This window comes from Novosphingobium sp. MD-1 (assembly GCF_001014975.1).
Taxonomy (GTDB): Bacteria; Pseudomonadota; Alphaproteobacteria; order Sphingomonadales; family Sphingomonadaceae; genus Novosphingobium.
This window is the reverse complement of the sequence record NZ_BBXA01000013.1, coordinates 767,888-781,556: the sequence shown is the minus strand read 5'-3', so window position 1 is coordinate 781,556 and position 13,669 is coordinate 767,888. Positions and strand designations below refer to the sequence as shown.

The 13,669-nt window shown below is 67.8% G+C and carries 10 protein-coding genes; 3 read left to right on the top strand and 7 right to left on the bottom strand.

What is annotated here, in order from left to right; genetic code table 11:
- Positions 1–38 precede the first annotated feature (38 nt).
- Genes NMD1_RS03855 through NMD1_RS03845 form a run of 3 tightly spaced genes read right to left on the bottom strand, consistent with a single transcriptional unit; the run spans position 39 to position 4,602 of the window.
- Positions 39–350 (bottom strand): helix-turn-helix transcriptional regulator, encoded by a 312-nt coding sequence (locus tag NMD1_RS03855; protein WP_125953717.1) that lies wholly within the window; start codon positions 348–350, stop codon positions 39–41.
- Entirely contained in the window at positions 347–3,571 is a 3,225-nt protein-coding gene (locus tag NMD1_RS03850; protein WP_125953716.1) for an efflux RND transporter permease subunit, read from the bottom strand. Before NMD1_RS03850 ends, NMD1_RS03855 begins: the two co-directional genes overlap by 4 nt.
- On the bottom strand, positions 3,568–4,602 hold the full coding sequence (locus NMD1_RS03845) for an efflux RND transporter periplasmic adaptor subunit (protein ID WP_125953715.1): 1,035 nt from the start codon (positions 4,600–4,602) through the stop codon (positions 3,568–3,570). The genes NMD1_RS03850 and NMD1_RS03845 overlap by 4 nt, the downstream gene beginning before the upstream one ends.
- Before the next feature lie 218 nt (positions 4,603–4,820).
- Here NMD1_RS03845 and NMD1_RS03840 point away from each other — a divergent pair, with 218 nt between their 5' ends.
- The 3 genes from NMD1_RS03840 to NMD1_RS03830 all read left to right on the top strand — a co-directional run bounded on the left by NMD1_RS03840 (position 4,821) and on the right by NMD1_RS03830 (position 7,637).
- Positions 4,821–6,101, top strand: coding sequence for an NAD(P)/FAD-dependent oxidoreductase (locus NMD1_RS03840; protein WP_125953714.1), 1,281 nt, complete (start codon positions 4,821–4,823; stop codon positions 6,099–6,101).
- Positions 6,102–6,113: 12 nt separating this feature from the next.
- Positions 6,114–6,317 (top strand): DUF2892 domain-containing protein, encoded by a 204-nt coding sequence (locus NMD1_RS03835; protein ID WP_124808326.1) that lies wholly within the window; start codon positions 6,114–6,116, stop codon positions 6,315–6,317.
- Positions 6,318–6,413: 96 nt separating this feature from the next.
- Positions 6,414–7,637 (top strand): TolC family protein, encoded by a 1,224-nt coding sequence (locus NMD1_RS03830; RefSeq protein WP_233497332.1) that lies wholly within the window; start codon positions 6,414–6,416, stop codon positions 7,635–7,637.
- Between the two features lie 69 nt (positions 7,638–7,706).
- On the opposite strand, the gene NMD1_RS03825 is transcribed toward NMD1_RS03830, so the two are convergent.
- The 4 genes from NMD1_RS03825 to NMD1_RS03810 form a co-directional block, all read right to left on the bottom strand.
- Positions 7,707–8,915, bottom strand: coding sequence for an NAD(P)/FAD-dependent oxidoreductase (locus NMD1_RS03825; protein WP_125953713.1), 1,209 nt, complete (start codon positions 8,913–8,915; stop codon positions 7,707–7,709).
- Between the two features lie 189 nt (positions 8,916–9,104).
- Positions 9,105–9,647, bottom strand: a complete 543-nt coding sequence (locus NMD1_RS03820; protein ID WP_125953712.1) for an Rrf2 family transcriptional regulator — start codon at positions 9,645–9,647, stop codon at positions 9,105–9,107.
- An 81-nt stretch (positions 9,648–9,728) separates the two neighbouring features.
- Positions 9,729–11,435, bottom strand: coding sequence for an amidohydrolase (locus NMD1_RS03815; protein ID WP_125953711.1), 1,707 nt, complete (start codon positions 11,433–11,435; stop codon positions 9,729–9,731).
- Between the two features lie 72 nt (positions 11,436–11,507).
- The gene (locus NMD1_RS03810) at positions 11,508–13,661 is read right to left on the bottom strand and encodes a TonB-dependent receptor (RefSeq protein WP_158453903.1); all 2,154 of its coding nucleotides are present in this window, start codon (positions 13,659–13,661) and stop codon (positions 11,508–11,510) included.
- Positions 13,662–13,669 lie beyond the last annotated feature (8 nt).

Below are 13,669 nucleotides of genomic sequence, written 5' to 3'. Positions count from 1 at the left end.
CTTCGGCGTCCAGCTACGGAATTGTCCGGGGGCCAGCGTCAGCCGCAGTGCCGTTCGCAAAGTTCGCACAAGGCATGGATGATCCCGCGCACCACGGGATCGCGCAGGCTGTAGAAGCGGGTCTGCGCGGCGCCCCGGGTGCTGACCGCGCCTTCGTCCCGCAGCAGCGCCAGATGTTGCGAGACGGAGGATTGCGACAGGCCCGACAGCTCGACCAGTTCATTGACCGAAACCTCGCCCTCATCCATCCGGCACAGCATCAGCAGGCGCTCCGGATGGCTCATCAGCTTCAGCCGTGCCGCCATCGCGTTGGCGTTGGATTTGAGGTCCGAACGATCGGCCAGTGTCATGATGGAGAATCCGCCAGAGGATGGCCGTCATCGCGCAGGACGATGTAGATCGCGGGAATCACGAGGACGGTGAGCAGGGTCGAGGACGCCAGCCCGAACAGCAGCGAGATGGCGAGGCCCTGGAAGATCGGATCGGTCAGGATCACCGAAGCGCCGATCATGGCCGCGGCCGCTGTCAGCACGATCGGCTTGAAGCGGATCATCCCGGCCTCCAGCAAGGTCTGGCGCAGGCTCTTGTCCGGCGATCGGGTGTGCCGGATGAAATCAACGAGCAGGATCGAATTGCGCACGATGATGCCGGCCAGCGCGATGAAGCCGATCATCGACGTGGCGGTGAACGGCGCCTGGAACAGCAGGTGGCCAAGCACGATGCCGACCAGAGTCAGCGGGATCGGGGTCAGGATCACCAGCGGGATCGTGAAGCTGCGAAACTGGCCCACGACCAGCACGTAGATGCCCAGTAGCGCGACCATGAACGCCCCGCCCATGTCGCGAAAGGTCACCCAGGTGATTTCCCATTCGCCGTCCCACAGCAGCGACGGCCTGCTTTCGTCCTCGGGCTGGCCGTGCAGGATGACGTCGGGCCTGGTCAGGCCGTGCGCCTGCCAGTCGAAGCTGTCGATGGCATCGTCAACCGCCAGCATGCCATAGATCGGCGCTTCGTAGCGCCCGGCGAGTTCGGCCGTGACCATCGTTGCTCCGCGCCCGTCGCGCCGGAATATCGCTTGTTCGCCCGGCACCATCTTCGCGGTGACCAGTTCGCCCAGCTCGATCAACTGCCCGGACGGCGTCGTCGCGACGGGGGTTGCCGCCAGTGCCGACGACCATGACCGTTGCGATTGATCGAGCGAAAGCTCGATGGGCAAGGGATCGTGATCGGCCGCGCGGGGAGCGTAGCCGACGACCTGTGTGCCCAGCAGTGCCCCGATGCTGTCAAAGAGCTGGCGTTCGGACAGGCCGTAGTGATCGAGCTTCGCGCGGTCAGGGATCAGTTTCAGCGTGGGCCGGGGCGCGCCGAAGCTGTTGTCCACATCGACGATATAAGGCACCGACCGGAAGATCGTCTCCACCTGCTTCGCCGTCTTTTGCCGCGTTGCCTCGTCGGGGCCGTAGATTTCGGCGAGCAAGGTGGCGAGCACCGGCGGCCCCGGCGGCGTTTCTACCACCTTGAGCGACCCGCCCGCCGGCAGGGGAATGGCCCGGAGCTTCTCGCGCAGCGCCACCGCGATCTCGTGGCTTGAGCGCGAGCGGTCGCCCTTGGGCAGAAGCGTGACCATCAGGTCGCCCATTTCGGGCTGGTTGCGCAGGAAGTAGTGCCGCACCAGCCCGTTGAAGTTGAACGGCGCGGACGTGCCGGCATAGGCTTCCATCGACACGACTTCGGGCACGCCGCGCGCCACGGCCGCCGCCTGCTCCAGCACGCGCGACGTCATTTCCAGGCTGGTGCCTTCGGGCAGGTCGGCAACGAGCTGGACCTCGCTCTTGTTGTCGAAGGGCAGCAGCTTCACGGTCACGGCCTTGAAGTAGAACATCGAGCAGGCGACGAGGGTGGCCACGCCCACGCCGATCAGGAAGCGCTTGGCGCTTTGCGGCGTGGCGATGACGCGGGCGGCATAGCGCTTGTAGAGCGCGCCCAGCTTGCCCCCGTGTTCGTTCCCGTGGCCCTGCGACAGCGTCTGGCGCGCGAAGCGAATCATCAGCCAGGGCGCGATGATGACGGCGACGAAGAAGGAGAAGATCATCGCGGCGGAGGCGTTGATCGGGATCGGCGCCATGTACGGCCCCATCAGGCCCGACACGAACAGCATCGGCAAAAGCGCGGCAACGACGGTCAGCGTGGCGATGACCGTCGGGTTGCCGACTTCGGCAACCGCCTCGACCGCGGCGGTGATGCGGTCGCGGCCGTCGTGCATGCCCCAGTGCCGGGCGATGTTCTCGATCATGACGATCGCGTCGTCGACCAGAATGCCGATCGAGAAGATCAGGGCGAACAGGCTGACGCGGTTGATCGTGAAGCCCATCACGTTCGAGGCGAACATGGTCAGCATGATCGTCGTGGGAATGACGATCGCCGTCACGCCGGCTTCGCGCCAACCGATCGCGAAGCCGATCAGGATGACGATCGATACCGTGGCCAGGGCGAGGTGGAAGATCAGCTCGTTGGCCTTTTCGTTGGCGGTTTCGCCGTAGGTGCGCGTGACGGCGACATCGACGCCAGCCGGGATCAGCTTGCCCCTGAGCGTGTCGATGCGTTGCACCACCTGTTCGGACACGGTCACTGCATTGGCGCCCGCCCGCTTGGCGACGGCAAGGCTGACGGCGGGCGCCATCGACCATTCGCCTTTCCCGTCCTTGGTGTCGGCCCTGGCCCAGCGCCAGGAACGGGACTGGTCCTGCGTCGGCGCCTGTTCCACGCGCGCCACGTCGCCCAGCAGGACCGGGGCGCCCGTTGCCGAGCGGACGGTCAGCGCGGAAAGCTCCTGCGCATCGCGGAGCGTCTGCCCCGCCACGACGAGCGCGGCCGATCCGTTTTCGCGCACGGTGCCCGCGGGGAAGGCGCGGTTCGCCTGCGAGACGGCTTCGATCAGGTTGCCCAGAGGCACGCGGTAGAGGGCCAGCCTGGCCGGATCGGGGATCACGCGCAGCGCCATGCGCTGGCCGCCGGTAATGAAGGTAAGGCCGACGTCATCGACCTTGGCGACCTCGGTCCTGAGCTTGCCGGCCAGTTCGGCCAGTGCCTGATCGTCCCATTGGCCGGCGGCGCCGGGCTTCGGCGTCAGGGTCAGCACCACGATGGGCACGTCGTTGATCCCGCGCACCGTCACTTGCGGCGCGGGAATGCCCACGGGAATGCGATCCTTGTTAGCCTCGATCTTCTCGTTGATGCGGATCGCGGCGTCTTCGGGGTTGGAGCCGACGAGGAAGCGCGCCGTGACCATCACGCCGTTGTCCTGCGCCTGGGTATAGACGTGCTCCACGCCGTCCACGCTCTTGACGATCGTTTCCAGCGGCTTGGCCACCAGTTCCACGGCCTGCGAGGCCGATAGCCCCGGCGCCTGGACCATGATGTCGACCATCGGCACCTTGATCTGCGGCTCCTCTTCGCGCGGGATCGTGATCGTGGCGATGAGGCCGACGATGATCGCGGCGAGCAGGAACAGGGGGGTGAGCGGCGACTGGATCGTGGCGCGCGTCAGCCTGCCGGAAATGCCCAGGTTCATTTGCGGTCGGCTCCCTTGCCCGTGTCCGCAACGATCGTGTCGCCCGGATTGGCGCCAGAAAGGATTTCGACCCTGTCCGCCTTTTCGGCGGGCGCGGTCTGGACGGGAACCTGGGTTGCGCTGCCGTCCTTGGCCAGAACGGTCAGGTAATCGATGCCATAGCGTGTGGTGACGAAACGGGCCGGGACGACCAGCGCCTTGCGCGTCCCGATCTCGACGCGCGCCGCCACGCGCCGCCCGATCAGGCTGTTGTCGATGCCGGGCATGTCGACGTCGGCCATCACCTTGCCGGCGTTGACCGACGGATAGACCTTGATCACCCGGCCTTCGCCCATGCCCGCCGCGGACACCCGCGATCCGGCATGGGCCTTGCCGGCGAGCGATTCGGGCATTTCGAGCCGGACGATCGTTGGCCCGGCGGTGATCACCGCGATGACCACGCCGGGGGCAACCGGCGCGCCGGCGGGCACGTCGGCGCGCAGCACCCTGCCAGCCGTGGGCGCGACAACCGTGCCTTGCCCCGCCACCGCGCCCACGGCGGCCTGCTGCGCTTGCGCGGCGCGGACTTGCGCCTGCGCCGCGCTGGCCGCTGCCTGGGCCTGATCGAGCCGGGCCTTGGCATAGACGCCGTTGTCGTGGAGGAACTTTACGCGCTGGAGGTCCGCCGCCGCCTGCGCCGCCTGCGCCTGCGCGGCCGCTGCCTGCGCGCCATAGGCGCCGGCCTGGAACCCTAGCTGGCTATCGACGATCCGGCCGATCGCCTGCCCTTTCGCAACCGTGTCCCCCGCCTTGACCGTCAGCGTGCTGAGGATGCCGGGGATGCGCGCCATCACCTGCGCCTGATCGACCGTGGCGATTTCGGCACTGACGTCCTGCCATGCCGTGGTGTCCTGCATGGCAAGGGCGAGGCGAGGGCCGGCGGGGGCCTTCGCCGTCTGCGTCGTCTCGCCGCGGTCGGCGCAGCCGGCGAGAGGCAGGCCGAGCGACGTCGCCATGCCGATGGCGGCGAAAGCAAACAGATGTCCCCGCATGTCCCTGTTCGTTCCGAAACCGAAAACCATGGCGTGCGCCTTCCTCCAGCGGGCTGCGCGCGGCGTTGGGCGACAGCCTCAATACATTATCACTTGCTCATATCCTAAATACCTTATATAAGTCAAGAACGATACATAGAGCGCCTGGAGTGATCCGGTCGATCGGGGTGAGCGCCGCGAGGGTCCAAGCCCGCCGCCGGCTTACGGGAGAATGAGCAATGTCGTTGCCGCAGATTATCGTTCTGGGTGCTGGGCTTGGGGGCACCATCGCCGCCTATGAAATCCGCGATGCCGTGAAGGGCAAGGCGCAGGTCATGGTGGTCAACGACCAGGACGACTACTGGTTCGTGCCGTCGAACCCGTGGGTTGCGGTGCGGTGGCGCGAACCGGACGCGATCAAGGTGCATCTGCCGCCGATCATGGCCAGGAAAGGCATCGGGTTCACCTCCGTCGGAGCGCGTCGCGTCCACCCTGCCGAGAACCGCGTCGAGCTGAACGACGGAACCTCGCTGCTTTACGACTATCTGGTTATCGCGACCGGCCCCGAACTGGCGTTCGATGAAATCGAGGGCCTCGGCCCCGATGGTTTCACCCAGTCGGTCTGCCGCACCGACCACGCGGCCCACGCGGCCGACGCCTTCGACCGCTTCTGCGAAAACCCCCGGCCGATCGTGGTCGGTGCGGCGCAAGGCGCTTCCTGCTACGGCCCGGCTTACGAATTCGCCCTCATCCTCGATACCGAACTGCGCCGCCGCAAGATCCGCGATCAGGTGCCGATGACCTACGTCAGCCCGGAACCCTATGTCGGCCATCTCGGGCTCGACGGGGTGGGCGACACCAAGACGCTGCTGGAGAGCGAACTGCGCGATCGGCACATCAAGTGGGTCACCAGCGCCCGCATCACCAAGGTGGAAGAGGGCACGATGCATGTGGAAGAGGTGGCGGACGACGGCTCGGTCAGGTCGGCCCATGCGCTGCCTTTCGGCTATTCGATGATCCTGCCGGCCTTTCGCGGCGTTGCCGCCGTGCAGGGGATCGAGGGGCTGACCAATCCGCGCGGCTTCATCCTTGCCGACAAGCACCAGCGCAATCCCACGTTCCGCAACGTCTATTCGCTGGGCGTATGCGTGGCGATTCCGCCCGTCGGCCCCACGCCGGTGCCGGTGGGCGTGCCCAAGACCGGGTTCATGATCGAATCGATGGTCACCGCGATCGCGCGGAACCTTGCGCTCGAACTGGCTGGCAAGGAGCCGGTCGAGGAAGCGACCTGGAACGCCGTGTGCCTTGCCGACTTCGGCGATGGCGGGGTTGCCTTCGTCGCCCAGCCGCAGATTCCGCCGCGCAATCTCAACTGGTCGTCAAGCGGGAAGTGGGTGCACCTCGCCAAGATCGGGTTCGAGAAATACTTCCTGCACAAGGTCCGTCGCGGCACCAGCGAGCCGTTCTACGAAAAGCTGGCCATGCACGCGCTCGGCATCCGCAAGCTGCGTTTCAAATAAGAGAGAGGTGCGATGACGCTTGATTCAGCGGTTTTCCGTTTCGCCGGAGTGGTCGTGCTCGCCAGTCTTGCCCTAGCCCATTGGGTTCACCCCGGCTTCCTCTGGCTGACGGCCTTTGCCGGCGCGAACATGTTTCAGGCCAGCTTCACCGGCTTTTGCCCTGCGGCCATGATCTTCAAGAAGCTGGGGATCAGGCCCGGCAGCTCCTTCAACTGACGCAGGTGTGACATGCCCCGCCTGATGCCGCCCAGGTTGCTCTCCTCCCTGTCCCCGGCCCTATCCTTGCCGCTGTCCTGTCTGCTCTCCTGCGCCGTGGCCGTACCCCCAGCCATGGCGCAGGACCTCGCCGCCGCCGTCGCCGATGCCCTCGCCAACGCACCCGTGCTGGCCGAGGCCAATGCGGGCGAGGCGGCGGCGAAAGCCCGGCTGGATCGGGCGCGGGCGGAAAGCAACCCGCTCCTGCGGGTCGAAGGGTCCTATGGCGCGGGCCGGATCGACAACGGCGGCTTTTTCGGGATCACGGCGGACAATGTGAATCCGCTGGCCCTGCAGGCCACGGCGGAACTGCCGCTCTATGCGGGTGGGCGGGTGTCGTCCGCCATCGATCAGGCGCGCGGCGGCGCGGCGATGGCGCACTTCGGCGCCGAACAGGCGCGGCTGCAGACCATCGTCACGGCTGTCGGCACCTATACCGAGGTGCTGACGGCGCGAAAGCTCGAGGCGCGCTATGGTCAGCTTGTCGAGGAACTGACGGAAACGGAACGCCAGGCGGGACTGCGCTTCCGGGCGGGCGAAATCGCGAGTTCGGACCTCGCCCAGGCGCGGGCCAGGAAGGCCGAAGCCGATGCGGGTTTCGCGCAGGCGCAAGGCCGGCGGATGTCGGCGGAAGCGGCCTACCAGCGTCTTACCGGGAAGCCGGCGGGCGATCTGGCGCCGCTTGCCGAGCCGCCTGCCGTGCCGCCGACGCTCGACGAAGCCATGGACATGGCCCGCGCGTCCAATCCCGCGCTTCGCCAGGCCCAGGCGGGCGTCGATGTCGCGCGGGCCGGCACCCGTTCGGCACGGGCCGAGGGCATGCCGACGGTGGGTGCCTTTGCCGAAGCCGGGCATGTGCGCGACCAGTTCTTCCCCGGCTACAAGGCCGATACGGTCGCCGTGGGCATCAGGGGCCGCTGGACCCTGTGGGCGGGTGGGCGCGTATCGTCGCAGGTCCGTGCCGCGGATGCCGATCTCGATGCCAGCGAGGCCCGGTTGCGTCAGGCCGAACAAGGGCTTGCGGGCATGGTGATCGATGCGTGGCAGGGTCTTGCGACCGCGCGGCGCATGACAGAGGCTTCCCGGCTGCGCCGCGATGCGGCCACGGAAGCGCTGCGCGGGACTCAACTGGAAGCGCGCGTGGGCGCGAAGCCGCCGCTGGCCGTGCTCGACGCCGAACGCGAAGCCATCGAGGCCGAAGCCGCCCTGCTGCAGGCGGAGGGTATGCAGACCGTGGCGGCATGGCGGCTCAATGCCCTGACCGGGAATATCGCGCCATAGCCTGCCATCGGGCCGGGGCCTTCGGGATGGGGCCGGCGGCATCCGTGGAATACCGCCGGCTTCCGGACATCAGGGGACGATCACGTAGTCGGGATTGGCGACGGCGAACACGGCGTCGCGATCGGCTGCGGGCGGGTAGATCCACACGCGGTTGATCTCCTGCTTGATCGCCTTGGCCGCTTCGCGCGTGATCCGCACCTGCCGGTCCCAGCCTTCGGTGTAGAGCGCGCCCCAGTCGCCTAGGTCGATACAGGTCACGTACTTGGGCTGGCTATAGGGATGCAGCGGCAGGCCGACCAGTTCGGCGGCGGCGTTGTGCCCCGCCACGCGCCCCAGGCTCAGCGCGTGCTGGCACGACATCGGGGCGACATTGCCGTCATCGTCCGTACCGGCGTGCACCGTATCGCCCGTCACGAAGACGCCCGGCGCGGCAGGCGCGCGCAGATAGGCATCGCCGACGACGCGGCCGATCGCGTCATGTTCGCCGGGGATCTGCGCCGCCAGCGGACTGGCGCGCATGCCCGCGGTCCACACGACGGTATTGGTCGCGATCCGTTCGCCGGAGGAGAGGACCACGGCGTCCGCCTCGATCGCGGTGACCCGCACGCCCGTCCGCGTTTCGACGCCGGTGAAGGCCAGCGCTTCGGCGAGATGGGGCTGCGCCTCGTCCCCAAGCGATCCGCCGGGGCGATCCGCCGTGTCGATCAGGATGACGCGGAAGTTTGCCTTGTCGCCCAGCGCGGCGCGCAGCCGGATCGGCATTTCCGTGGCCGCTTCGAAGCCGGTCAGCCCGCCGCCGGCGACGACGACGGTATTGCGCGCCTCCGTCTCGGGCTCGCCAGGCAGTGCCTTCAGCTGCACGTCCAGCGCGTGGGCGGTGGCGAACTGGTCGGTATCGAACGCGTGGCGGTCAAGGCCGGGAACGTCCGGGCGGAACAGCTGGCTGCCAGCGGCGAGAACGAAGCGGTCATAGGCGATCGTTTCGCGTTCCCCGTCGCTCCGCGCCACGGTGACGGTGCGACTGTTGACATCGATGGTTTCGACGCGTCCGGCAAGGTGCCGTGCGCCCACGGCGGCGAGCAGCGCGCCGACATCGGGATTCATGTTGTCGAGCACGGCTTCGTAAAGGCGTGGGCGAATGACGAGGGTGGGGGCGGGCGAGACGACGATCACCTCGACGTCCTGCTGCCTGCCGGCAAGCGCGATGGCGCGGCTGGCGGAAAGGGCTGCCCAGACACCGGCAAATCCGGTTCCGGCAATCACGATCTTCTGGGTCATGGCATTTCTCCTTCTGTTGCTTTTTGCCGGGCGCGCTTCATCGTCCCGCGACGCCGCAGAGGGATGGCGTGCAGGCGCTTTCCCGGCGCGGCCCGGCAGGGGGGCCGAGAAAAGACGTTCAGGTGGGGAAGGGGGCGGGCACCGCGCGGGCGTGCCCGCCCGGCCGAACTCGTCTCAGTCTGGCCGGTCTCAGTCTGGCACGTCGCGCGCCGGCCTGCCGCTCTTCGCGGTGCGGCCGGTCAGGCGTCCGTCGATCCAGGTGCTGACTTCGGAAAAGAATTCGGGTGGAGCCTTGCGGCCGAAGCGCCCGGCGACGGCGCCGAGCGTCTGCGCGGCCAGCGCATCGCGCATGGCCTTTTCCGCCTGCAGCATCACCGCATGGATCGCGCAGACGCCGTCCAATGCCCAGCCGGGCGCATCGCCGCCGAACACGGCGCAGCGGCCGCGCACTTCCTGGCAGTCGAACAGCGGCTTGGCACCCTCGATGGCATCGACGATATTGAGGAAGGTGATCGCGTCGGCCGGCCGCGCCAGCAGGTAGCCGCCGCGCACGCCCTCGCAGGCCTTCACGATTCCGGCCTTTTCCAGCTTCGGGAAGATCTTGGCGAGGAAGCTGGCGGAAACGCCCTGCAATTCGGCAAGATCGCGGCTGCTCATCGGCCGGTCTTCGTTGCCGACGAGCAGCAGCAGGCAATGGATGCCATATTCGACGCTGGTGGTGATATGTGCCATGAACACGGACTTACCGAGTCCGCGTTCATGGGTCAAGTTAAAAACAGAGACTGAATTAGTCTGCTATATTTTAACCTGCGTTCACGGCGCCAGATAGGCCTCCTTGCCGGCAATGATCGTGCGCAGCACGCGGGTCGCGTGAATCTGGTGCGGATCGATGGCGAAGATGTCGCGATCGATCACCACGAGATCGGCTTGCCGCCCCGCTTCGATCGTGCCGATCCTGTCGCCCAGGCCGATCTGGCGCGCGGCGTTGGCGGTCATCAGGCGCAGGGCTTCGGCCACGCTCACCTTCTGGCCGGGGGCGAGCGTTTCGCCGCCGCCGCCCGGCGCTTCGCGCGTCACCAGTGTCTCGATCGCCAGCCACGGCGACATCGACGGCACCACCGGCCAGTCCGAACCGAGCACCACGCGGTCCCCGGCATCGATCGCGTCGCGGACCGGGGTGAAGCGGGCCATGCGTTCGGGGCCGACCGAGCGGATCACATCGCGCACCGGCGGGCTGGGGAACCAGATGTAGGGCGAGAACTCGAAGGTAGCGGTCAAGGCGTGGGCGCGTTGGATATCGGCCGGCGTCACGAAATTGGCGTGGGCGATCTCGTGGTGCGGGCCATAGGGGCCGTTGGCCTTGCGCGCCGCCGCCACGGCGTCGAGCGCGGCGCTGACCGAACCGTCGCCCGCCGCGTGGAGCTTCACGACCAGCCCCGCCGCATCATAGCGCGCGACCTTGGCGTCGATCTCGCCCGGCGCGTAGAGCAGCGAGCCCTTTGCCCGGGCCGCATCGCCGAACGCCGCCGCGTCGGCATAGGGCTCCAGCATCGCGGCCGTGTGCGAATCCGTGGGCACGCCATCGAGGATCATCTTGACGCAGCCCATTTCCAGGCCCGGCCGGGCATAGAGGTGGCGCTGGGCGATCAGTGTCTGGTCCCGGTCCCACATGCAGGCGCGCACGTGCTGCGCCAGCCCGCCCGCGTCGGCCAGCCGGGCATAGACGCGTGCGTTGGTGGTGGCGAGCAGCGCTTCCTCGTAGGCGGTGATGCCTTGCGCCAGCATCGCCTTGCTGGCCGTCCGCAGCGCTTCTACCCGATCGTCCTCGCTGGGGGCGGGCACCATGTTGAGCAGCGCGATGGCCGCATTCTCGCGCAGCACGCCGGTCGGTTCGCCCTTGTGGTCGCTGTCGCCGTCGCGTTCGATTACCCCGCCCGCCGGGTTGGGCGTGGCGCGCGTGATCCCGGCGGCCTTGAGCGCGGCGGAATTGGCCCACACGCTGTGCAGGCTGATATCGTGGAGCACTACCGGTGTCGTGGGCGCCACCGCATCGAGCAGGCGCTTGTGGGGTGGCGTCCTGCCCATGGAAGAGGCGTCCCACTGCCCGCCCGTGATCCATTCGCCGGGGCGTGCCGCGGCCACGCAGTCCTTGACCGTGCGGGTGATCGTGGCGGCGTCGGCTCCTTGCGGAAAACGGCAATCGCGGGCCTGCAAGCCGGCGTCGACCGCGTGGACATGCATGTCGATCAGGCCGGGCAGCACGGTCATGCCCTTGAGATCGACGATCCGCGTTTCGCCGGCGCGGTGCGCCTTGACCTCCTCCTCGCTCCCGACCGCGACGATCGTGCCGTGCGCGATGGCGATGTCGGTCTGCCAGCCGGCCGGCGTTGCGACATGGCCATGGGTGTAGATCACTTCGGCCGGAGCCGGCGGCGCCGCGCCGATGGCGTCCTGGAACTGGGCGGAAGCCGGGCTGGCGATCAGGGTGGCCAGCGCGATGGCGAGCGGAAGTCGGGTCATGGGGCAGCGGATCCTTGTGGCCGGGAAGCCTGGTGCGAATGAGCCGGCGGCACCCGCGCCGCCGGCCGTCGATCAGAATCGGGTGGTCATCTCGATGCCGTAGGTGCGCGGCGGCGCCCAGCGCACCAACCGTTCGGCGAAGGGCGCGAGGTAGAACGAGTAGTCGCGATAGCGGTTGTCGAACAGGTTGCGGCCGAACAGGGCGAGGGTCAGCCGGTCGCCGGCGAAGCTGTAGCCCAGCCGCCCGTTGACCAGCACGTATCCCGGCAGGCGGCCATCGGGCGTATTGGTCGCCTCGTAGTAGATGCCGCTCCGCCAGGACAGATCGAGCCGCCCGGTCAGATGCCCTTCGCCGAGCGGCTGCGTCACTTGCGCGCCGGCGTTGAGCGAGAGCTTGGGCACGAACGGCAACCGCTGCCCGGCGCAGTTCGTGGCCGGGGCACAGCCCGGGAAATCGGCATAAGTCGCGTCGGTATAGCCCGCGCCTGCGTTGAGTTCGAGCGCGCGCACCGGCCGGGCGGTGACTTCCACTTCGAAGCCCTTGATATGCGCGGCCGCCGCGTTGCGGATCTGGAAGGCCGCGCCGACGAGCGCCGAAACCTGCAGATCCTTGTAATCGGTATAGAAGCCCGCCGCGTTGATGCGCAGCTTGTGGTCGAACAGGTCGGACTTGATCCCGGCTTCGAACGACCACGCCTTTTCCGGGCCGAAGCTGATGTCGGTACTGCCCACGATATCCGGGTTGACCCCGCCGCTCTTGAAGCCGCGCGCGGCGCTGACATAGAGGCGGGTATCGGGCACGACTTCATAGGACACGCTGGCGTTGCCCGACAGGTTGCTGTCCTTGCGGTGCAGGCGCGCGGACAGGTTGGGCAGCGGCACGAACGAGGAATTGGTCTGGTCGAACACCAGATCCTTGCTCTCGGTGTTGATGCGCAGGCCGCCGCTGATCGTCAGGCCGGACAGCGGCCGCCAGTTGGCGCTGGCGAACGCGGCATAGGCATTGGTCTTCAAGGTGGAAATGCTGGAGATCGTGCCGACGAACGCGGCCGGTCCCGGCGGGCCGTTGACCGTGGTGGCGCGGTTGGCGTCGGCATCCTGGTGCAGGTAGTACAGCCCGATGAGGTAGTCGATCTTGCCGCCCGTGGGCGAGGCCAGCCGCAGTTCCTGGGTGAACTGGCGGGCGCGGTCCTGGAAGTCCGAGGTGGACAGCGGGATCGGGCGGGCGTCGTCGTCGTCGATCAGGCGGGAACGGTTGTCGCCATAGGCGCTGATCGAGGTGACCGTGAACCCGCCGACGTGCCAGTCCACGTTGAGGTTGGTGCCCCAGATCTCGCGGCTCTGCAGGCTGGGGTGGTCCTGCGAGACGGTGTAGGGATCGGTGAAGTAGCCCGGCAGGCCGGCAAGGCCGCCCGATGTGTTGTCGGCCACCTGGCCCAGCAGCAGCCGGTCGGCCTGCTTCAGCCAGCTTCCCGAAAGCGCGACTTCCAACGTCTCGGTCGGCTTCCACAGCAGGCCGCCGCGCAGCGACTTGCGGTTGAGGTTGTTGAGCTTCGACCCGTCGAACAGGTTGGTGATATAGCCATCGCGCGTGGCGATCGAGCCGGCGATCTTCACGCCCAGCCGGTCGGTCACGATCGGCGCCGTGGCGAACAGGCTGGCCTCGATCGTGCCCAGATTGCCGAAGGCGGTGCGCGCATTGGCCTCGATGCCGTCAAGGCTGGGCTTGCGCGTGGTGATGTTGATCGCGCCCGCCGTGGTATTGCGCCCGAACAGCGTGCCTTGCGGCCCGCGCAGCACTTCCAGCGTGGCGATGTCGGGCAGTTCCTGGTCCGCCGCATTGGGGCGCACCGTCAGCACGCCGTCGACATAGACGCCAAGCCCGCTGTCGAAGCCGATGTTGCGCGTCTGCGAAACGATGCCGCGAATGCCCATCGCGCCCAGCACCGAACCGCCGCCGTCCTGGGTGAGGTTGGGGACCGAGCCGACCAGGTCGCCCACGCGCGCCACGCCGCGTTGCTGGAGCGCCGCACCGGTCAGCGCGGTGATCGAGATCGGCACGCTCTGCACGTTTTCCTGCCGCTTGCGCGCGACGACGACAATGGTGTCGAGCGCGCCGCTATCCTGCGCGCCTGTCTCCGCCGGTTCAGCGGCAAGAGCGGGCGAGGCCGCGATTCCGGCTGCGCAGATCGCGAGCAGCGCCGCGCCGCGATGGGGTCCCCACATGATAAAGC